Source organism: Streptosporangium nondiastaticum, from assembly GCF_003011965.1.
Classification (GTDB): Bacteria; Actinomycetota; Actinomycetes; order Streptomycetales; family Streptomycetaceae; genus Streptomyces; species Streptomyces nondiastaticus.
On the sequence record NZ_PXWG01000004.1, the window covers coordinates 45,881 to 65,520 of the forward strand.

Sequence of the window (19,640 nt, forward strand, 5' to 3'; positions counted from 1 at the left end):
CGGCCCCCCGCCGGCGTCCGCGCAGGCTCCGCTCAGCCGCCGGCGTACGCCGCGAGGTGCTCGCCGGTCGGGGTGGAGCGGTCGGCGACGAGGTCGGCGGGCGTGCCCTCGAAGACGATCCGGCCGCCGTCGTGGCCGGCCCCGGGGCCGAGGTCGATGATCCAGTCGGCGTGCGCCATGACCGCCGGGTGGTGTTCGACGACGATGACCGACTTGCCGGAGTCCACGAGCCGGTCGAGCAGGGCGAGCAGCTGCTCGACGTCCGCGAGGTGCAGGCCGGCGGTCGGCTCGTCGAGTACGAAGACGGACCGGCCGCCGCCCTTCTCCGCCATGTGCGTGGCCAGCTTGAGCCGCTGCCGCTCGCCTCCGGACAGCGTGGTGAGCGGCTGCCCGAGGGTGAGGTAGCCGAGCCCGACGTCCGCCAGCCGGCCGAGGATGCGGTGCGCGGCCGGAGTGCGCGCCTCGCCGGCGCCGAAGAACTCCTCGGCCTCGGACACCGGCATCGCGAGCACCTCGCTGATGTCGCGGCCCCCGAGGCGGTGCTCCAGCACCGCCGCCTGGAACCGCCTGCCCTCGCACTCCTCGCAGGTGACGGCGACGCCCGCCATCATCGCCAGGTCGGTGTAGACCACGCCCGCGCCGTTGCAGGTGGGGCAGGCGCCCTCGGAGTTGGCGCTGAACAGGGCCGGCTTCACGCCGTTGGCCTTGGCGAACGCCTTGCGGATCGGGTCGAGGAGGCCGGTGTACGTCGCCGGGTTGCTCCGCCGCGAGCCCTTGATCGGGCCCTGGCCCACCGCCACCACGCCTTCCCCGGAGGGGATCGACCCGTGGACGAGCGAGCTCTTGCCGGACCCCGCCACGCCCGTGACCACGCACAGCACCCCGAGCGGGATGTCGACGTCCACGCCCTGCAGGTTGTGCGTCGTCGCACCGCGGACCGCGAGCGCGCCGGCCGGCTTCCGCACCGCCTCCTTGAGGGCGGGCCGGTCGTCGAGGTGCCGGCCGGTGACGGTGCCGGCGGCCCGCAGGCCCTCGACGGTGCCCTCGAAGCAGACCTCGCCGCCCGTCGTCCCGGCGCCGGGGCCGAGGTCCACGACGTGGTCGGCGATCGCGATCGTCTGCGGCTTGTGCTCCACGACGAGCACCGTGTTGCCCTTGTCCCGCAGCCGTAGCAGCAGGTCGTTCATCCGGCTGATGTCATGCGGGTGCAGGCCCGTGGTCGGCTCGTCGAAGACGTACGTGACGTCGGTGAGCGACGAGCCCAGGTGCCGGACCATCTTGACGCGCTGCGCCTCGCCGCCCGACAGCGTGCCCGCCGGCCGGTCGAGCGCGAGGTAGCCGAGGCCGATCTCCACGAACGAGTCGAGGGTGTGCTGCAGCGCCGTGAGCAGCGGCGCCACCGAGGGCTCCTTGAGACGGCGGACCCACTCGGCCAGGTCCCTGATCTCCATCGCGCAGGCGTCGGCGATGCTGATCTTCCTGATCTTCGACGACCGGGCGCCCTCGCTGAGCCGCGTGCCGTCGCACTCCGGGCAGGTGGCGAACGTCGTCGTCCGCTCCACGAACGCGCGGACGTGCGGCTGCAGCGCGTCGATGTCCTTGGACAGCATCGACTTCCGGATCCTGGGGATCAGGCCCTCGTACGTCAGGTTGATGCCCTCGACCTTGATCTTGGTCGGCTCCTTGTGGAGGAGGTCGTGCAGCTCCCTCTTGGTGTACTTCCGGATCGGCTTGTCGGGGTCGAAGAGGCCGCAGCCGGTGAAGATGCGGCCGTACCAGCCGTCCATGCTGTAGCCGGGGATCGTGAGCGCGCCCTCGTTCAGCGACTTGGACTCGTCGTAGAGCTGGGTGAGGTCGATGTCGGAGACCGTGCCCCGGCCCTCGCAGCGCGGGCACATGCCGCCGGTGCGCGAATAGGTCGCCTTCACCGCCTTCCGCGCGCCGCGCTCGACCGTGATCGCACCGCTCGCCCGGACCGAGGCGGTGTTGAAGGAGTACGCGCTGGGCGGGCCGGCGTGCGGCTTCCCGAGCCGGCTGAAGAGGATGCGCAGCATCGCGTGGGCGTCGGTGGCGGTGCCGACCGTGGAGCGGGGGTCGGCGCCCATCCGCTGCTGGTCCACGCTGATCACGGTCGTCAGCCCGTCGAGCACGTCGACCTCGGGCCGCGCCAGGGCCGGCATGAAGCCCTGCACGAAGGCGCTGTAGGTCTCGTTGATCAGCCGCTGCGACTCCGCGGCGATCGTGTCGAACACCAGGGAGCTCTTGCCCGAGCCGGACACGCCGGTGAACACCGTCAGACGGCGCTTCGGGATCTCGATGCTGACGTCCTTGAGATTGTTCTCGCGCGCGCCGTGCACGCGGATCAGATCGTGGCTGTCGGCGGCGTGCGGCGCGGGCTGCCGCGCCTCCGTCCCCGTGACCTTGCTCATCGTCGCTCCATCCGTTGCGCCGGGCCCGCCCTCGCGGCCGTCCGGCCCGGTCCCACCGGCTTCGAGCGTACGTCCGGCTCCCGCGCGGCCCGGCCAGGGAAGACGCCGGGGCGCGTCCGCGTGGCGCGCCCGCTCCTGCCGGGCCGGTCCGGGCGGGCGGGCGAGCGGAGGGAAGTCCGGGACGGGACTACCGGATGACGACGGAGCGGCCCAGGTAGAAGTACCCGCAGAAATCTCGGTAGTTCCCGCGGTTGGCGGTTTCCGGATTGTTGATGGGGACACCGCTGTTGTCGTAGTTGCGGGCGGTGTCACGCCCCGGCTTGTGGCCCCAGAACAGCTCCTGGTGCTTGCGGTAGAAGTGGAAGTCCGTGCCCGGCCAGATGACGAGGGCGATGTACCACCGCGGTCTCTCGCTGTCGGGGAGGCACTGGGCGCTTCCCACCACGCCGTCGACGAACATGGCGCTGATGACGTCGGAGCAGGCGTAGGCCCGGATGTCGGTGCCGTGAGCGCGGCCCGGCTGGGCGATGCTGTCGGTGTGCTTGTCGGCCGCGTAGTTGTAGCAGTTGTTGTAGGGCTGCACCTCCGGGCGGTTCCAGAAGGCGGGGTTGTAATTGCCCAGTTCGACGAGGCAGGAGGCGGCGGGGCCGGATTCTTCCGGAGCGGTTGTGCCGACCGCGGGGTACGACGGGAGACGCGGATTCCGGAAGAATGGCGGAGGGGCCTCGGCGAAGCGGTCGAGCTCGTGCAGGACGAGGTCCCGCATGGGCTCGTCGACGGGCGTGATCAGGTGCTCGTGCAGCGCCCGGCCGGCGTGACGGGGCATGTCGGAGACCACGCGACGGGCCAGGTCCACGGAACGGGCGACATTGCGGGCGGCGGTCGTCCCGATGGCGAATTCGCGGGGCACGGAGCCGGGCCAGGCCTGATCGTCACTCGCGGCGGACACCACGACCTCGCGATAGCCGAGGCCGTCGAATCCTTCGCGGGGCAGTCCCGCAACCTCCTCGGCGGTATCGGCCACTTCCGAGAGGAGCGCACGGACCGCGCTTTCGTCAGTGATGATCCAGGCGGGATTGGGGCGCCCGGAGAAGATCTCGACTTCCACTCGCAGCATCACACTGCTCCTTCGGATCCGTCGAGCGCGAAGAGCGACTCGGACCGATGTGGACTCCACATACTGGCCATGTCATTTCATGTGGCGCAATGGTCCGAACGGGTGATGAGGGGGTGGAGACAACAGCTGACTGCCGGCGGGGTCCGCCGGCAGTCAGGTCAGGTTTACCGATCAGTTCCGTTTCCCGGTGCTGCGCTTCAGCCCTGCGTGCCGTTCTGGTCGACGGGGTACAGGCCCAGCTTGCCCTCGGGATCGGCGGGGTTCGCGCCCTTCACGTCGCCGACGTAGAGGTTGATGCGCGCCTTGAAGCGGTCGAGGGCGGCGCGGTCGCTCATGAACTTTCCGAGACCGAGCGGGTTCATGTTGTCGTAGTCGAAAACGTTCTTGCGCCCGGCCGGGGTGGCGACGTCGGTACGGGCGCTCCACCGGCCTTCCTGCCCCTGCTGCGAAAGGAGCCAGCTCAGGTACAACTTGGCGGCGGCCTTGTGCGGGGCGTCCTTGAGGATGGCGCCGGTCTGCGGCCATGCGACCCAGGGCGACTTCTGCGGGGTGCTCGTCTTCGACAGGCCGCTGGAGCTGCCCGAGCTGCCGAAGTTCGCCACGTAGCCGTCCTTGCCGACCGTGGCGGAGGCGTCGGCGGTGCCGCGGACGAACTTGGGGTTCTGGGCGAGCAGCTTCTTCAGGTAGTCGAATCCGTACTTGTCGGTGAGCTGCTTGAAGTAGTAGAGGACGGCGTCGTCGTCGTTCGGGTAGGTGAAGACGAGCTCGTTCTTGAACTCGGGCTTGAGGAAGTCCTGCGCCTCGACGGGTGCGTTGTCGCCGAGCGTGGTGGCGGTGACGTTGGCGAAGGCGATGAAGAACAGGCCGGTGTAGTAGCCGTCCTTGTCCTTGATCTGGTCGTAGACCTTGTTCCAGCCGACGGGCTTGTACTTCTCCAGCGCGCCTTCCTTCTTCCAGCGCGGGAAGTCGTCGAGGGTCTGGAGGTGGACGACGTCGGCCACGACCTTGTGCTCGGCTATCTGGTTGTCGAGGCGCGCGTCGTGGTTCTTGCTGAAGTCGACGACGGTGTCGACCTTCATCTCGGGGAACCGCTTGAGGAACGCGTTCTTGAGGTAGTCGGCCTGGCCGGGCTTGTCGCCGCCCGCGTAGACGACCAGGCGGCCGCCCTCGGCCAGGGCGTCCTTGTACAGCTTCTGCAGCTGCTCGTCCTCGCTCGCGCCCTGCGACGCGCGGGAGGCGGAGGGGGTGGCGGCGGCGACGGTGGCTCCGCTCGCGGCGAGGACGCCCAGGGCGACGGCTGCGGCCCAGGCCTTCCGGGTGGACTTCACGAAGGCTCCTTACAGGGGACATGGGGGGAGAGGAGTGTTCTTGAATATTCAAGGATCTCCTCGTCGTCACTCTAGAGCGAATGTCCTTAAACTTTCAATAAAGTCAGCCCGGGCCCGGCGGGCCCGCCGGGCCCCCGGCGGCCCGGGCAGGCCCCCCGCCGGTCATTCGTCCAGGTCAGCCTCCGAAAACAGGAAGATCCCGCTCACGATCAGGGCGGCCCCGACGAACTGCCAGAGGTTGACGCTCTCGCCGAGGAAGATGATCGCGGCCGCCACGCCGAACACCGGGATGATGTTGAGGATGACGCCCGCCGCGCTCACGGACAGCCGGGTGATCGAGTGGTTGTACAGGAGGTACGCCACGCCGAGCCCGCCGCCGCACACGATCGCCGCCACCGCCCAGTGGCCGGCGTGCACGCCGGCGGTGAGCGCGGCGGCGTCCGTGCCCCACTGCCAGGCCAGCAGGGGCAGCATGAACAGCAGGCCGAAGCCGAACTGGTACGCGGTCACGACGAGCGGGTCCATGTCCAGGACGACACGGCCCGCGATCATGGTGGCGACGGCCGCCGCCAGCGAGCCGGCGAGCACCAGGAGGGAGCCGAGGGAGAGCCCCAGGTCGGCCCTCGGGCCGCCCAGCAGGGCGACTCCCGCGGCCGCCAGCACCACGCCCGCGACGGCCCGGCCGGTCGGGAGGCGCCGGTTGACGAACGCCGCCAGCGCGACGATGAAGACCGCCTCCGTGCCGTCGAGCAGGGCGGCCTCGGCGGCGTCGATGTAGGCCAGTCCCAGACCGATGGCCCCGTACCCCAGCATGGGCTCGAACAGGCCGAGGAGGGCGAGCAGGCCCAGCTGCTTCCGGGTCGGCCGCTGGTGGCCCTTCCAGAGCAGGATGACCCACAGGAGCGCGGCGGACGCCGCGAGGGTGATGGTGAGCAGGGTGACGACGGAGAGCCCCGCCAGTGAGTACTTCTCGCCGGTGGTCCAGACGCCCCAGAGGATCGAGGCGATCAGCAGGGGCAGCAGCCCGCGTTGCCGGCGCGTGATGACGCCGCTCATCCGGCCGCCGGACCGTTCTGTAACTCGTGGAGCATGTGAAGCACGTGATCCCTTCGCTCTGTCATGACGACTGACCGGCCGGCCGACTGACCGGCCGGCTTGCCGGGTGCGGTGAGGCGCGCGACGGCCCGGGACCGCCGGGACGGCCCGGGCCGCAGCGGGCTCAGATGCCCAGCGCCTCCTCCACCACCCGCTCCGCCTCCGCGACGGCTCCGGCGTCCCGCCCGGCCACGAGGTAGCGCCACTTGCCGTCCACGTCGTGGGTGTCCGTCGTGAGGACGGCCCGCACGTCGGCGGACGCGCCGGCGAGCCCCGCGGCCTCGATGCGGCGCACGGCCTCGCGGAAGTCGAGGTGATCATCGCTGAACCGGCCGTCGGCGCGCCAGTGCACCGGGGCGTCCCCGGGCCGCAGCCGCCGGGCCAGCTTCTCCAGGTAAGTGCCGCCCGTGGTCCGCACATTGGCCTCGGTGATCACGTAGCCGCCGTCGTGCGTGCCGCAGTCGACGTCGAAGATCCCGCGGTAGCCCTGCCCGTGCAGCCATCCGCCGAGGACCGCGGCGGCCTCGTGCAGCGCCGCGGAGTGCGGGCCCTCGGCGGCCGGGGTGACCATGCCGGTCCAGGCGTTGTTCACCGTCCGCTGGTCGCAGCTGTAGTACGGGGTGACGCCGGCGTCGTCGGCGATCATCTCCATGCTCGGGGAGGCCGTGAGCGGCAGGAACTCCTCGTACACCCAGCCGCGGCCCCGCCCGGCCCCGCCGGCGACGGCCTCGCGGACCCGGCGCTCCCGCGACTCCCGGGCCCCGGCCTCGACCACCGTGTTCCCGAAGCCCGTGGAGGACCGGTCGGGTTTGACGATGGCGGCGGGGTGGTCGGCGAGGAACGCGACGAGCCGCCGGACCAGCTCGCCGCGGGTCGCGGCGAACCCTCCGTCGGCGACCGGCAGCCCCAGGGCGGCCGCCGTCTCGCGGATGCCGCTCTTGGTGTTGGCGCGCCGGACGACGTCCAGGACCGCGTCCTCCGGGTGCGCGGAGTACGGGTGCAGCCGCATGCCGGTGCTGCGGGCGAAGTCGAGGACGGGGCGGTCCAGGGCGAACGGATCGAGGACGGGCCGCTCGGCCAGCAGCTTCATCGCGCCCAGCCCGGCGGCGACGTCGAGCGGGTGGGCGGTGGCCGTGCCGGCCGGCGCCACGATGTCCACCGCGCCGACGTCGAGGCCGACGGTGCGGGCCACGTAGTCGCGGAACCGCGGCGGGCAGGGGGCCAGCATGACGACGCAGTCGCCCGGTTCCGCCTCCCACAGCATGCGCGCGGTGGGCACGGCCATGGCCCGCAGATAGCGGTCCGTGGGGTCGTCGGCCATGGTGTCGCTGTTGAGGTTCGACAGGATGGTCCGGCTCGGCCGCCCGTGGCTCATCCGCCCGCCCGGCCCTTCTCGCCCGGCTCCTCCGTGCCGGTCGCAGCCGCCGGGGGAGGCGGAGGATAGGCGTGCTCCTCGCCCCACGGGTCGGTGACGCGCGCGGCACCGTCCGTCAGGTAGACCGGGCCTATCGGCACCTTGCCGTGCCCGCCGGGGATGTCGAGGACGTACGTGGGCTGGCACATTCCGGAGACCCGGCCGCGCAGGTCGCGCATGAGCTCCTGGCCCTCGCCGATCGTGGTCCGGAAGTGCGCGGTGCCCTTCGCGAGGTCGCCCTGGTGCAGGTAGTAGGGCTTGACGCGGTTCACGACGAGGGTGCGGAAGAGGTCCTCCAGCGCCTCGGGCGTGTCGTTCACCCCCCTGAGCAGCACCGTCTGGCTGACCAGCGGAACGCCGGCGTCCACGAGGCGGCGGAGCGCCCCGCGGGCGTCGTCGCCTATCTCCTGGCTGTGGTTGGTGTGGACGACGACCCACACCGGAGTGCCGAGGCGGAGCGCCTCGACCAGGTCCTGCGTCACCCGGCCGGGGTCCACCACGGGGATCCGGGTGTGGAAACGGATCACCTTCACGTGCTCGATGGCGTCCAGCGCCTCCAGCATGGGGCGCAGTTTGGACGGCGCGATGATGAGCGGGTCGCCCCCGGTGAAGATGACCTCCCAGATCTCGGGGTGCGCACGGATGTAGTCCAGGGCGGCCTCCAGCTGCTCGCCCCGGAGCATGTGGTCGCCGGGCCCGACGACCTCGCGGCGGAAGCAGAAGCGGCAGTAGACCGGGCACACGTGCACGGGCTTGAGGAGCACCCGGTCGGGATAGCGGTGGGTGATGCCCTTCACGGGGGTGAAGGGGTCGTCACCGATCGGGTCGTCGCTCTCCTCGGGGGTGGTCAGCAGTTCCTGGCCGGTGGGCACGAACTGCCGCCCCACCGGGTCGTCCACGGTGAAGATGCGGTCCTGCATCGCCGGCGTGATGCTCACGGCGTACCGCTGGGCGACATCGGCGATCGTCGGAAGGTCGGCCTCGTCGACCAGTTTGCTGGCCACGAGGTCTTTCGGTGTGCGGACGGAGCGACTGGCCACGTTTCAGTGCCTCTCCCGTGAGGACATTGCGCCGGTGCAATGCTTCGGCCTGTGTGGGCGGGGGACGGGAATCGCTGCTCCGGACGACGGGTGCACGGGCGCGTGCACGCCATGGAGTACGGAGAAAAACCGGTGGACCGGTGAGTGAGGAGCCGCCGGCCATATCCGGTGGTCCCGGGCCGGCTTGTGCGATCGCTAAGAGTCCCCTGATCGCTGAACGCGGACCATGATGCAGACGGATTTGACGGCTTGTCAATGATCTCGGAAACTTGCATGTTCCCTCGGTGTTCGGTTACGGTGCCGACCGTTCGAACGTGTAGTCGCCGCACTGCAAGTCCTTTACCAGGCAGGTTATTTCCGCACAGCAAGTCGCGAGCCGCGAGCCGCGCGCTCCTGCCGGCCACTGAAACATCGCTCGTCGTATGCCGTCTTAAGCCGTCATGTGCGTGTGCTTGGTTTTTCAGGGGGAGTTGGGTGATGAGGACGTCGTCCGTGAGGCCCCGCATCGGGGTCACCTCACGTTTTCGTCAGGCAATCCGAAGTCACAGCATTCATGAGGGATACACCGAGCAGGTGCTGCGCGCCGGCGGCCTGCCCCTCGTCATCCCCTGCACCGGCGCGGACGAGGACGTGTGCGCGTCGTACCTCTCCGTGCTCGACGGCCTGCTGCTCACCGGCGGCGAGGACATGGATCCCGCGCATTGCCGCGGGACGGTCCGGCAGCCCGGATACACCTACCACCCCCGGCGGGACGCGTTCGAGACGCGGCTGGCCGGAGCGGCGCTCGAAGCGGGAATGCCCACGCTCGGCATCTGCCGCGGCGCACAGGTGCTCCACACCGTCACCGGAAATCCGCTGATCGGCCACATCCCCGACGTCAACGGCGGTCGCGTCGCGCACCGGACCTCCCTCACGGAGACCTCCCGGCACTCCGTCACCCTCGCCGAAGGCAGCAAGGCCGCCCGGGCGTACGGGGAGCGGACGCTGAAGGTGGTCTCGTACCACCACCAGGGACTGGACGAGCAGACTCCGGGCGGCATCCGGTGGCGGGTCACCGCCCGCGCCGACGACTCCCTCGCCGAGGCGATCGAGCGCGAGGGGGACGCATGGGCGGTCGGCGTCCTGTGGCACCCCGAACTGCCCGCGGACGACGGGCCCGCCGACGGCACGGGCGAGCGCACGGACCCGCTGATCGCCGCGTTCGTCGCCGCGGCAGGAGCGTCATGACGACGGCGCCCGGCAGGCCGGCCGATCCGGAGTTCGAGGTCCGCCGGCTCGGCCCCGGGGACCTCGGGCTCCTGCTCACCCTCCAGGAACGGGTGCACTCGGCCCTCGCGGACCCGTCCGTCTTCCAGACCAGCACGCCCGAGTTCATCGCGTACTGCCTCGCCGACGGCGGACGGTGCTACGGCGTGGCGCACGACGGTGAGACCGTCGCCTACCGGATGGTCTACTTTCCCCGCGACCGCGCGTTCAACCTGGCCAAGGACACGGCCCTGCCCCCCTCCGAGTACCACCGGGTGGGCCACTGGGACACTGTCGCCGTCCTGCCCGGCTGGCGCGGCCACGGGCTGGCCCGGCTGATGAACGCCCGCGCCCTCGCCGACATGGCCGGCACGGACATCCGCCACCTGTTCGCCACCAGCGCGCCCAGCAACCCGTACGCCGTCCGCACCTTGCTGGACGCCGGCTTCCGACCGGTCGACCTCGTACGGAAGTTCGGGGGGCGGCTGCGGTTCCTGCTGTACCGGCCCAGCCCCGCGGGATGGCCCGCCACGACCGGGGAGACGCCGGAACTGACCGTCGCGTGCTCGGCCACCGACGCACTGGAGCGCGCCTTCCACGACGGCTGGACCGGAACCGGCATCGACATCGACGGAGCGGGCCGTGCCCGGCTGCGGATGCGGCGCCGGCCGCTGCCGTTCAGCACCGGCCAGGGCTGACCGGCCTGCTCTGATCACCCGACCGGCCGTACGACGCGGCCGGGCGGCCGCGCCCCGCATCGCTGCAGGCCGCACCCGCACCACACGCCCCGCACACCCCATGTCTCCCCACGCCTGTGCGCCTCCTGTACGGAGCGTGCGCGGCTGTGCGTCACCCCCGTCCCCTCACCCCGGCAGTTCGGCAACCACCCCGGCACCCCGGCGACGACAGGACCACCGCACCCGACAGCCAGAACAGGACTCCCAGCGAGATGAAGATTCTGCTCACTCTCCCGAACACCGGCCTGGGGACAACCGACTTCCTGCGCTCCGGCAACATCGTCCACGACCCTTCACTGGACGGCGCCCCGTCCGAGGACGTGCTCGCGGCCCTCGACCGGCACGGAGCCGCCGCCCTCGTCACCTCGCAGCCGCCGGACGAAGCGGCACTGCGGCGCCGGACCGACGCCCGGGGGCCCGTCTTCCTCGCCCGCGTTCCCGCCGCGGCCCCGGGCCGTACCGCTGACCTGGAGGCCGTCGCAGCGGCCCTGGCCCGCTGCGAGCGGCACTTCGCGCTCTCGCGCCCGCTCACGGGCGCCGCCCCGCCGCCCGCGTCCGGCGACGGCCCGCGCGAGGCCGTCCTGATCGGCGCGGGAGTCGTCAACCTCGTCACGGCCCTGTACCTGACCGAGGCCGGGTACAGGGTGACCGTCCTCGACCGCTCGCCGGCACCCGGCAGCGCCGCTTGGGAGGCGTACGGCTGCACCCACGCCGGCGACGACGCGCGCATGTTCACGTTCACCGAGATGGACAGCTACAACAACCAGGACTTCCACGGCGGCCCGCCCGACTGGTTCCGCCGGCCCGTCGAGGAGAACGGCTGGCTCGCCCGCGACGCCTGGACCCTGTCCCCCGAGGAGCACGCCTGGATCGACGAGTTCGAGCGCGTCCCCTCCTGGCTGGCCAGGTCCTACAACGACGACATCTTCGCCCTGACCGCCGAGGCCGGCCGCGCGTGGGACCTGCTGCGGCGGCGCCGCCCCGAGCTGTTCGAGAACGTCGTCCTGGCCGACGACATCCTGCGGGTGTACGAGGACCCCGCCCACCTGGAGTCCGCCCTGGCCCGGCACCGCGCCATCGGCGCCGTCCTGCGCGAACTGCCGCCCGCCGAAGCGGCACGGGACTGCGCCGCCCTGGCCGGGCCGATGCGCGACGGCGGCCTGGCCGGCGGCTTCTTCGTCCCCGGCTTCACCCTCAACGTGCACAAGTTCGCCGACCGGGCCGTCACGTGGCTGACGGACCGGGGCGTCCGCTTCCACTGGAACACCGCCGTGCAGGGCGTGCGCCGCGCCGCCTCGGGGGCGCTGACCGGCTTCGACTGCCCGGTGCCGCTGCCGCCGGACGCCCACGTCGTCGCCTCGCCCGGCGTCTACGGCAGCGAGCTGCTGCGGGGCACGCCCTGCGAGGGGAGGATCCACGGCGTGCTCGGCGGCTGGATCCGCATCAGCAACCGCGCCACGGGACTGCGCAACTCCCTCAAGGTCGGGCGCCGCGGCCACGTGACCGAGGACGCCAACGTGACGGTGGGGCTGGACGCCGACGGCCAGGAGATCCTGATCGTCGGCTCCGGCTACGGCTACACGGGGGCCGGCACCAAGCCCGACGCACGGCAGCTCGCCGCCGTGCGGCACGGCATCGCCGACACGATCGAGCGGCTCTTCCCGGACCGTGCCGGTCTGCGGGCCTCGTCCCGCGGCGGCGACAACTACGCGTTCAAGTACTGCATACGCCCCTGGACCGCGACCTCGCTCGGCCTCCACCACGTGGAGGAGGGCCCGGGCCGGGGGCTGTACGTCGTCAACGGCGGCCACAACACCGGGGGGTTCGCGCAGGCCCCGGCGATCGCCCGCGCCGTGCTGGCCACCCTGCGCGGCGAGGAGCACCCGATGCACCGGCTCTACCACCCCGAGCGGTTCACGGCCTTCACGGCACCGGCCGGCACGCGCACGCCTGCCGCGCGGGCCCCGCAGCCGCTGGCCTCGCGCACCTGAGCAGACCCGGAGAAAGAGGACGCCATGCACACCGACCCCCCGCTGGACCCCGCCGACTGGGAGGAGTTCCGGGCCTTGGGCAAGCGGATCGTCGACGACATCGCCGACCACCTCGCCGGCCTCCGCGAGCGCCCCGTGTGGCAGCCCGTACCGGAGGACGTCCGGGCCTCGTTCCGCACCGGCCTGCCGGCCGGGGGCATGCCCATGGCCGAGGTGTACGAGGAGTTCCGGACGACGGTCCTGCCGTTCCCGCGCGGCAACATCCACCCCCGCTTCTGGGGCTGGGCCAACGGCTCCGGCGTGCCGGTCGCGGCCTACGGCGACCTGCTGGCCTCGGTGATCAACTGCACGCTCGGGTCGGGCGGGAACGCCGCGATGATGGTCGAGCAGCAGGTGATCGAGTGGCTGCAGCAGGCCCTCCACTGGCCCGCCGCCGGCTCCGGGCTGCTGACGAGCGGCGCCTCCATGGGACAGGTCACGGCCCTCGCCGCCGCCCGGGTGGCGAAAGCGCCCTCCACCACCGCCTTCCGTGACGAGGGCGCCGTCGCCTCGGGCGTGCAGTTCACCGTCTACGGGTCCGAGGAGACCCACCACTCGGTCGACAAGGCCGTCGAGCTGCTCGGCATCGGCCGCCGCTTCTTCCGGAAGATCCCGGTGGACCGGGACTTCCGGATCGACGTCGGCGCGCTGCGCGCCACGCTCCGCGCGGACCGCGAGGCGGGCCTGCACCCCCTGTGCCTGATCGGCAACGCGGGGACCGTCAACACCGGCGCGGTCGACCCCCTCCGGACCCTGCTGGAGATCGCCCGGGAAGAGGACCTCTGGTACCACGTGGACGGCGCCTTCGGGGCGTTCGCCCAGCTCCTGCCCTCCCACCACGCCCTGCTCGACGGCATGACCGAGGCCGACTCACTCGTGTGCGATCTGCACAAGTGGCTCTACATGCCGTTCGACGTCAGCTGCGTGCTCACCCGCGCCGAAGGCGTGCTGGAGGCGGCCTTCAGCTCCAGCGCGGACTACATCAGCAGCACCGCCGGGGGACCGGCCGCCTACCCGCTCGCCTTCTCCGACCGCGGCATCGAGCAGTCCCGGCGCTTCCGGGCGCTGAAGGTGTGGTTCGCCCTCAAGACCCACGGCATCGGCACGTTCGCGGAGGCCGTCGCCGCGAACGTCGCCCAGGTCGCCCACCTGGCCGCACGCGTCGAAGCCGCCGACGACCTCGAACTCGTCGCCCGCAGCGACCTGAACGTGGCCTGCTTCCGTTACGTCTGGCCCGGAGCCGCCCCGGACGCCGCCGACCGCGTCAACCGGGGCATCCTGAACCGGCTGCAGACCGAGGGCCTGGCGATGCCCTCGCACACGGTCCTCGACGGGAAGTTCGTCATCCGCGTCGCCGACAACAACCACCGCACCGACGTCACCGACTTCGACTTCCTGATCGCCCAGGTGCGGGCCTTCGGGGCGGAGCTGCGCGCGGCGGAGGAGGATTGAAGAGTCCAGGGAAGCGGAGGAGGACTGAGGAGCCCATGGAAGCGGACGAGGAGTACCCGGTCGCAGGCCTCACGGCCCCGGTGGAGATCCTGGTCGACGACCACGGCGTCCCGCACCTCTACGCCCGGACCCGGGCCGACGTCTTCCGCGCGCAGGGCTTCGACGCCGCCCGGGAACGCCTGTTCCAGCTCGACCTGTGGCGGCGGCGCGGACTCGGCCGGCTCTCCGAGGTGTTCGGCGAACGGTTCGTCGCCCGAGACCGCGCGGCCCGCCTGTTCCTGTACCGGGGCGACATGCGCGCCGAATGGGATGCCTACGGCGCGGACGCCGAGGACACGGCCACCGCCTTCACCGAAGGGATCAACGCCTTCATCCGGCTCTGCGAGCAGCGGCCGGAGCTGCTGCCCGCCGAGTTCCGCGAGCTGGGCCACCGGCCCGCCCTGTGGGAGCCGCGGGACATCGCCGTCATCCGCGGCCACGGCCTGGCCGGCAACGCCGAGCAGAAGGCCGCCCGCGCCCTGACCCTGCGCGACCACGGGCCCGCCGTCGAGGACCTGCGCCGCGTCAGGGAACCGGCGCGCGAGGTGCGCGTCCCCGACGGCCTGGACCTCTCCCTCATCCCCGACGACGTGCTCGACGTCTACCGCCTCGCCACCACCCCCGCCGACCTCACCACCCCCACGAGCCCCACCGGCGACACCCCGGACGCACCCCGCCGCCGCACCCACCCCGAAGGAAGCAACAACTGGGTCATCGGCCCCGGCCGCACGGCGACCGGCCGCCCCCTGCTCGCCAACGACCCGCACCGGGCGATCACCCTGCCCTCCCTGCGCCGCCTGGTGCACCTCTCGGCCCCCGGCCTGGACGCGGTCGGCGCGGGCGAACCCGTACTCCCGGGCCTGTCCGTCGGGCACAACGGCCACCTCGCGTTCGGCCTGACCATCTTCTCCATCGACCAGGAGGACCTGTACGTCTACGAGACCGCCCCGGGCGACCCCGGCAGCTACCGCTACGACGGCCGCTGGGAACCCATGCGGGTCGTCCGCGAACGGATCCACGTCGCCGGGAGCGACCCCGTCGAGGTCGAACTCCGTTTCACCCGGCACGGCCCCGTCGTCCGCGAGGACCCCGCGCGCCGCACGGCCTTCGCGGTGCGGGCCGCCTGGCTGGCGCCCGGCAGCGCCCCGTACCTCGGCAGCCTGCGGCTCCTGCAGGCCCGTACCGCCGACGCGTTCGTCGAGGCCCTCCACCACTGGGGCGCGCCGGGCGAGAACATGGTGTACGCCGCGCCGGACGGCACGATCGGCTGGCGCGCCGCCGGAGCCGTGCCCGTGCGGCCCGGCTGGGACGGCCTGCTGCCCGTGCCCGGCGACGGCCGCTACGAATGGGCCGGCCTCCGGCCACCGGACCGGGCGGCGTCCCTGCGCAACCCGCCGCAGGGCTGGTTCGCCAGCGCCAACGAAATGAACCTCCCCGAAGGCTTCCCCCACGAGCAGGGCACGATCGGCTTCGACTGGGACCACCGCTTCCGCTACGACCGGATCGCCGAAGTTCTGGGGAACGCCCGGGCGATGACGGTCGAGGACTGCGTACGGCTGCAGGGCGACACCGTCAACGCGTCGGCCCGGCACGTCCTCGCGTCCCTGGCCGGCTACCGGCCGCCGCCCCGCCTCGCCGCGGCGACCGCACTGCTGCGCTCCTGGGACTGCGACGAAACCGCCAGCTCCTCGGCCGCGGCCCTCTACCAGGTGTGGTCCCGCCGCCACCTCCGCCCCGCGCTGCTGCGCCACGCCCTCACCGCCCTCGTCCCGCCCGAGGCCGTGGACAGCGCGATGGCACGCCTCCTCACCGACGAGGACCTGGGCGCCGACGTCCGCACCGACATCAGCCTGCTGCACGCCCTGCGTCACGACCGCGCCGCACTCGACCGGCTGCTCACCACGTCCCTGGACAGCGCCCTGCGCGAGAGCCGGGACCGGCTGGGGGAGGACATGAGCCGCTGGAGATGGGGAGCCCTGCACCACGCCGCCCCCGCACACCCGCTGGCCGGACGCCTCCGCCGCACCTGGACGCGCCTGGACCGCCGCGAACGACCCGGCAGCGGGGACACCGTGCTGAACACCGGATACGACGCCGGCTTCACCCAGGACCTGGGAGCCAGCTTCCGCGTCGTCGTCGACGTCGGGGACTGGGACCGGTCCCGCGCCATGAACGCCCCCGGCCAGTCCGGCCGCCCGGACAGCCCCCACTGGGACGACCTGTACGAGGACTGGGCCCGCGACCGGGCCTTCCCCCTCCACTACAGCCGCGCCGCCGTCGAAGCGCACACCCGCACCCGCATCGTGCTCGTCCCCGCCCCGGCATAGGCTGGACCGATCGACCCGTCACGACCGCGGAGAGGTGCACACATGACCGGCAGAGCGCCCCGCACGTACGTCGTGGGCCTGCTCGCGGCCCTCATGGCAACGGCCCTGTGGGGCTTCACGTTCCTCGGGCCGGCCGCCGTCGCCCCCGTGAACGTCTACTACCTCGTCGTGGGCCGGTACGCCGTCTTCGGCGTCATGTCCCTGGCCGTGCTCGCCGCGCACCGCGGCGGTCTCCGCCGCCTCGGCACCCGCCACCTGCTGCTGGCCCTGCACCTGGGCGTCGTCGGATACATCGGCTTCTACCTGCTGCTGTCCCTGTCCGCCCAGGCCGGCGGGGGAGTGCTCGCCTCCACCCTGACCGGGCTGATCCCCCTGCTGGTGACCCTGGCCTCCAACGCGACCGAGAAGGTCCTGCCGTGGCGCCGGCTCGTGCTGCCGGTCGCGGCGATCTCCGCCGGGCTGCTCCTGGTCAACGGCGGTGCGCCGCACGGGCGGACGGGGGACGGCGACGTGACGGCCGGCGTCGTCCTCGGCTTCCTCGCCTGCGTCGCCTGGTCCTACTTCGTCATCGTCAACCGCGTCGCCCTGAACCGGGTCCGGCCCGCCGCCGGCAACGCCACCTGGACGGCCTGCATCGGCCTCGGGGCGTTCGGCGCCTCGCTGTTCCTCCTCCCGCTCGCCCGGTCCGGCGACGGCCCGTCCCCCTTCTCGGACGCCGGCACGCTCCGCTCGTTCCTGCTGTGGTGCGTCGCACTGGCCGTACTGGGCTCGTGGTGCGCGACCTGGTTCTGGAACATCGCCTCGAAACGGCTGCCCGCCACGGTCATGGGCCCCGTCATCGGCATGGAAGCGGTGTTCGGCGCGGCCTTCAACCTGGTCTGGGAAGGCCGCGCACCGACCTTCCACGAACTCTGGGGCGGACTCCTCGTCATCGCCGGCGTCCTGCTCGGCTCCTACCTCTTCAACCGCGCGAACACGCCGGACGACGGCCACCGGCCGCCCACCGGCGAGGAGGCCCCCGCCGCCGGTGCTACCGGCCGGTCAGCGGAAGAGCCGGGAACGCATGCTCCTGCCAGATCAGGCGGGAGGCTTCCTCCGGGTAAGCGGTGACGGCCGGCCGGGTGTCGTAGAGCTGTACGAGGCGCTGTCCGGTGTCGTACGCGGGCCAGCCGGGGTCGCCGTGGGCGGCGAACGCCGTCCAGTCGGCGCGCATGCGGGCGGAGAGCGCCTCGGCCTCCGGGGCGGGGCCTTCGCCGATCAGCATGGCGGGCTGTCCTCGGTCGAGGTTGCCGAAGACCAGCGGCACGTCCAGACCGTGACAGGCGCCGAGGGCGCCGCCCATGCCCGGGGCGGGCCAGGTCAGCTCGTAGACATGGGCGCGGCCGCCGGCGGCTGCCCGGGCTTCGGCGAGGCGGAGGCTCGGCATGCGGAACAGCCAGTCGGAGTGGACCAGTTCGTACAGCTCGTCCGGGCCCGCGGACGGAAAGCCGTCGCGGTAGCGGCGCGCGCCGCCGTCGCCGCCGGGGCCGAAGAGAGCCAGGGCGGTCGCCGCCTGCTCCTGCGTGACCCGGCCGAGCAGCCCTTCGATCGCCGTGAACAACCGCTGCTCGTCACGGGTGTGACCGACGAGGAGGGCGACGTCCCGGCCGGCTCCGCCGGCGAGCGCCTGCCAAGGGGTGACGGGCAGGACGTCACCGTCGACGACCGGCGAGAACGGGATCGACCGGTGCGCGGCCCGGCCCCAGTGTTCCGCCCACCGGCCCATCCCGGCGCCGACCGCGTCACCAGCGGCGGACAGCCGGTCCGGGGCCACCGTGGACAGGTCGGCCGTCGTGGGCTTCAGCCCCAGTTCGGCGGCGCAGGCGCCGGCGATGCCGGCGGCGAGCTCCGGCGAGAAGAACGTGCCCTGCACGCTCTGCGCGACGGCCCGGCCGAAGAGCCCGGCCGCACGCGGCATCGCCAGCAGCGCGGCGACCGAGCCGCCGCCCGCCGACTGGCCGAAGACCGTGACGCGGCCGGGGTCGCCGCCGAAGGCCCGGATGTTGTCACGCACCCACTCCAGGGCGGCGACCTGGTCGAGCAGGCCCCGGTTGGCAGGCGCCCCCTCGAACTGCCCGAAGCCCTCCAGCCCCACGCGGTAGTTGAACGTCACCACGACGACACCGCCGTCCCGTGCCAGGCGCCCGCCGTCGTACTCGGGGAGGGACGACATGCCGATCGTGTAGGCGCCGCCCTGGATCCACACCATCACGGGCAGCCCGGCGCCCGGGCCCGGCTCCGGCGACCAGACGTTGAGCGTCAGCCAGTCGTCGCCCGCCGCCTCCCGGGCCCGCTCGTCCATGCCGAAGTGACCACCCTGCGGAGGCGGCGGCCCGAACGAGACGGCCTCCCGCACCCCCTCCCACGCCCGTGCGGGCCGCGGCGCGGCGAAACGCAGCGCGCCGACCGGCGGCTCGGCGAACGGGACGCCGCGGAACACCGCCACGCCCGCCTCCCGGCTGCCGCGCAGCGCTCCGGCTGCAGTGCGGGCTACGGGCCGGGTCGCGGACGGCTCGGATGCGAAGACGGTCATCACCACTCCCTCTCCGGGGCGCTCTCCGGGCGGGACGGAGCGCGATCACAAGGGCCGCGCCGGCCCGGACACTCCGGAGGATCCCGGCTGCGTCAGGTTGCGCGCCAGTCATTTACGGACGGCCCGGACTTCTCCTCGGGCGATCAGGCGCGCCGGCTCGTGCGATCCGGTCGTGGTCCGGACCATGAGTGTGTGGACGCGAACCAGGCTTTCGACGGGGCCGGGACCGCCGGCGCGCTCGACGTGGCGCCGACGGCCCGGACGGCGGTGGCGTGGCTGCCGCCGCAGGAGCTCTGGCCTGCGATTCAGGCCATCCGGTGGGAGCACGATCCGCAGGTGCGGCGGTGGCCGCCCCACGTGAACCTGCTGTTCGGGTTCGTGCCGGAGGAGGAGTTCGGGCGGGCCGTGCCGCTGCTGTCCGCGGGGGCGGCGGAGAGCGCGGCGTTCACGGCCCGTCTGTCCGGCGTGCGGTATTTCCGGCACCGGCACTACGCGACGGTGTGGCTCGACCCGGCGGCGGAGGGCTCGGCGCCGTGGGAGCGCCTCCAGCAGGAGCTGGCGTCGCGGTTCCCGCTCTGCAGCGGGCGCGGCGACCGCTTCACCCCGCACCTGTCCCTCGGCCGCACCCGGGAACCACGGCGCCTGGCCGCCGAATGCGCCGCCCGGCTCGGCGCGCAGTCCGCCGCGGTGGAGGAAGTGGTCGTCCTCTCCCGGCGCGGCGAGGGGCCCATGCTGCCCCGGGCCGTGATCACGCTGGGCACGGGCGAGGTCCGCCGGGCACCGGAGCATGCGGCACCCGGGTACGAGCCGTAGGA

Annotated in this window: 14 protein-coding genes; 7 read left to right on the top strand and 7 right to left on the bottom strand. The window is 72.5% G+C overall.

Translation table 11 applies throughout. The features are described from left to right. Positions 1-32: 32 nt before the first annotated feature. The 6 genes from B7P34_RS03600 to B7P34_RS03620 form a co-directional block, all read right to left on the bottom strand. Positions 33-2,429, bottom strand: a complete 2,397-nt coding sequence (locus B7P34_RS03600; RefSeq protein WP_106674296.1) for an excinuclease ABC subunit UvrA — start codon at positions 2,427-2,429, stop codon at positions 33-35. A gap of 187 nt (positions 2,430-2,616) precedes the next feature. Further along, positions 2,617-3,546 carry a hypothetical protein gene (locus tag B7P34_RS03605; protein WP_106674297.1) on the bottom strand — a complete coding sequence of 310 codons (930 nt, stop codon included), beginning with the start codon at positions 3,544-3,546 and terminating at the stop codon, positions 2,617-2,619. 197 nt (positions 3,547-3,743) lie between these two features. Continuing rightward, the gene (locus B7P34_RS03610; protein ID WP_106674298.1) at positions 3,744-4,874 is read right to left on the bottom strand and encodes an ABC transporter substrate-binding protein; all 1,131 of its coding nucleotides are present in this window, start codon (positions 4,872-4,874) and stop codon (positions 3,744-3,746) included. A 162-nt stretch (positions 4,875-5,036) separates the two neighbouring features. Then, the gene (locus tag B7P34_RS03615; RefSeq protein ID WP_189382412.1) at positions 5,037-5,930 is read right to left on the bottom strand and encodes a DMT family transporter; all 894 of its coding nucleotides are present in this window, start codon (positions 5,928-5,930) and stop codon (positions 5,037-5,039) included. Between the two features lie 163 nt (positions 5,931-6,093). After that, on the bottom strand, positions 6,094-7,344 hold the full coding sequence (locus tag B7P34_RS37195) for a peptide ligase PGM1-related protein (RefSeq protein WP_189382414.1): 1,251 nt from the start codon (positions 7,342-7,344) through the stop codon (positions 6,094-6,096). After that, positions 7,341-8,423, bottom strand: coding sequence for a lysine-2,3-aminomutase-like protein (locus B7P34_RS03620; RefSeq protein WP_106674300.1), 1,083 nt, complete (start codon positions 8,421-8,423; stop codon positions 7,341-7,343). The genes B7P34_RS37195 and B7P34_RS03620 overlap by 4 nt, the downstream gene beginning before the upstream one ends. 477 nt (positions 8,424-8,900) lie before the next feature. On the opposite strand from B7P34_RS03620, the gene B7P34_RS03625 reads away from it, so the two are divergent. The 6 genes from B7P34_RS03625 (at position 8,901) to B7P34_RS03650 (ending at position 17,363) form a co-directional block, all read left to right on the top strand. Continuing rightward, entirely contained in the window at positions 8,901-9,650 is a 750-nt protein-coding gene (locus tag B7P34_RS03625) for a gamma-glutamyl-gamma-aminobutyrate hydrolase family protein (RefSeq protein ID WP_106674301.1), read from the top strand. After that, positions 9,647-10,366: a GNAT family N-acetyltransferase gene (locus B7P34_RS03630; RefSeq protein ID WP_106674302.1), complete on the top strand. Its 720-nt coding sequence runs from the start codon at positions 9,647-9,649 to the stop codon at positions 10,364-10,366. The genes B7P34_RS03625 and B7P34_RS03630 overlap by 4 nt, the downstream gene beginning before the upstream one ends. Positions 10,367-10,617: 251 nt before the next feature. Continuing rightward, positions 10,618-12,396, top strand: a complete 1,779-nt coding sequence (locus B7P34_RS03635; protein WP_106674303.1) for an NAD(P)/FAD-dependent oxidoreductase — start codon at positions 10,618-10,620, stop codon at positions 12,394-12,396. A gap of 24 nt (positions 12,397-12,420) precedes the next feature. Continuing rightward, the gene (locus B7P34_RS03640) at positions 12,421-13,887 is read left to right on the top strand and encodes a pyridoxal phosphate-dependent decarboxylase family protein (protein ID WP_106674304.1); all 1,467 of its coding nucleotides are present in this window, start codon (positions 12,421-12,423) and stop codon (positions 13,885-13,887) included. Between the two features lie 35 nt (positions 13,888-13,922). Further along, positions 13,923-16,253, top strand: coding sequence for a penicillin acylase family protein (locus B7P34_RS03645; RefSeq protein WP_106674305.1), 2,331 nt, complete (start codon positions 13,923-13,925; stop codon positions 16,251-16,253). Positions 16,254-16,295: 42 nt separating this feature from the next. Further along, a complete protein-coding gene (locus B7P34_RS03650; protein ID WP_106674306.1) occupies positions 16,296-17,363 on the top strand; it encodes a DMT family transporter in 1,068 nt (355 codons plus the stop codon). Here the strand turns inward: B7P34_RS03650 and B7P34_RS03655 are convergent. Beyond that, positions 17,284-18,825 (bottom strand): carboxylesterase/lipase family protein, encoded by a 1,542-nt coding sequence (locus B7P34_RS03655; RefSeq protein ID WP_106674307.1) that lies wholly within the window; start codon positions 18,823-18,825, stop codon positions 17,284-17,286. The two genes, B7P34_RS03650 and B7P34_RS03655, sit on opposite strands and share 80 nt — an antisense overlap. 192 nt (positions 18,826-19,017) lie before the next feature. On the opposite strand from B7P34_RS03655, the gene B7P34_RS03660 reads away from it, so the two are divergent. Then, positions 19,018-19,638: a 2'-5' RNA ligase family protein gene (locus B7P34_RS03660; protein ID WP_106674308.1), complete on the top strand. Its 621-nt coding sequence runs from the start codon at positions 19,018-19,020 to the stop codon at positions 19,636-19,638. The last annotated feature ends 2 nt before the right edge of the window (positions 19,639-19,640 follow it).

Excerpts from the sequence above, each read along its gene's own strand:
- B7P34_RS03600 (WP_106674296.1), bottom strand. The coding sequence starts at position 2,429 with ATGAGCAAGGTCACGGGGACGGAGGCGCGGCAGCCCGCGCCGCACGCC.
- B7P34_RS03605 (WP_106674297.1), bottom strand. The coding sequence starts at position 3,546 with ATGCTGCGAGTGGAAGTCGAGATCTTCTCCGGGCGCCCCAATCCCGCC.
- B7P34_RS03615 (WP_189382412.1), bottom strand. The coding sequence starts at position 5,930 with ATGAGCGGCGTCATCACGCGCCGGCAACGCGGGCTGCTGCCCCTGCTG.
- B7P34_RS37195 (WP_189382414.1), bottom strand. The coding sequence starts at position 7,344 with ATGAGCCACGGGCGGCCGAGCCGGACCATCCTGTCGAACCTCAACAGC.
- B7P34_RS03625 (WP_106674301.1), top strand. The coding sequence starts at position 8,901 with ATGAGGACGTCGTCCGTGAGGCCCCGCATCGGGGTCACCTCACGTTTT.
- B7P34_RS03630 (WP_106674302.1), top strand. The coding sequence starts at position 9,647 with ATGACGACGGCGCCCGGCAGGCCGGCCGATCCGGAGTTCGAGGTCCGC.
- B7P34_RS03635 (WP_106674303.1), top strand. The coding sequence starts at position 10,618 with ATGAAGATTCTGCTCACTCTCCCGAACACCGGCCTGGGGACAACCGAC.
- B7P34_RS03640 (WP_106674304.1), top strand. The coding sequence starts at position 12,421 with ATGCACACCGACCCCCCGCTGGACCCCGCCGACTGGGAGGAGTTCCGG.
- B7P34_RS03645 (WP_106674305.1), top strand. The coding sequence starts at position 13,923 with ATGGAAGCGGACGAGGAGTACCCGGTCGCAGGCCTCACGGCCCCGGTG.
- B7P34_RS03650 (WP_106674306.1), top strand. The coding sequence starts at position 16,296 with ATGACCGGCAGAGCGCCCCGCACGTACGTCGTGGGCCTGCTCGCGGCC.
- B7P34_RS03655 (WP_106674307.1), bottom strand. The coding sequence starts at position 18,825 with ATGACCGTCTTCGCATCCGAGCCGTCCGCGACCCGGCCCGTAGCCCGC.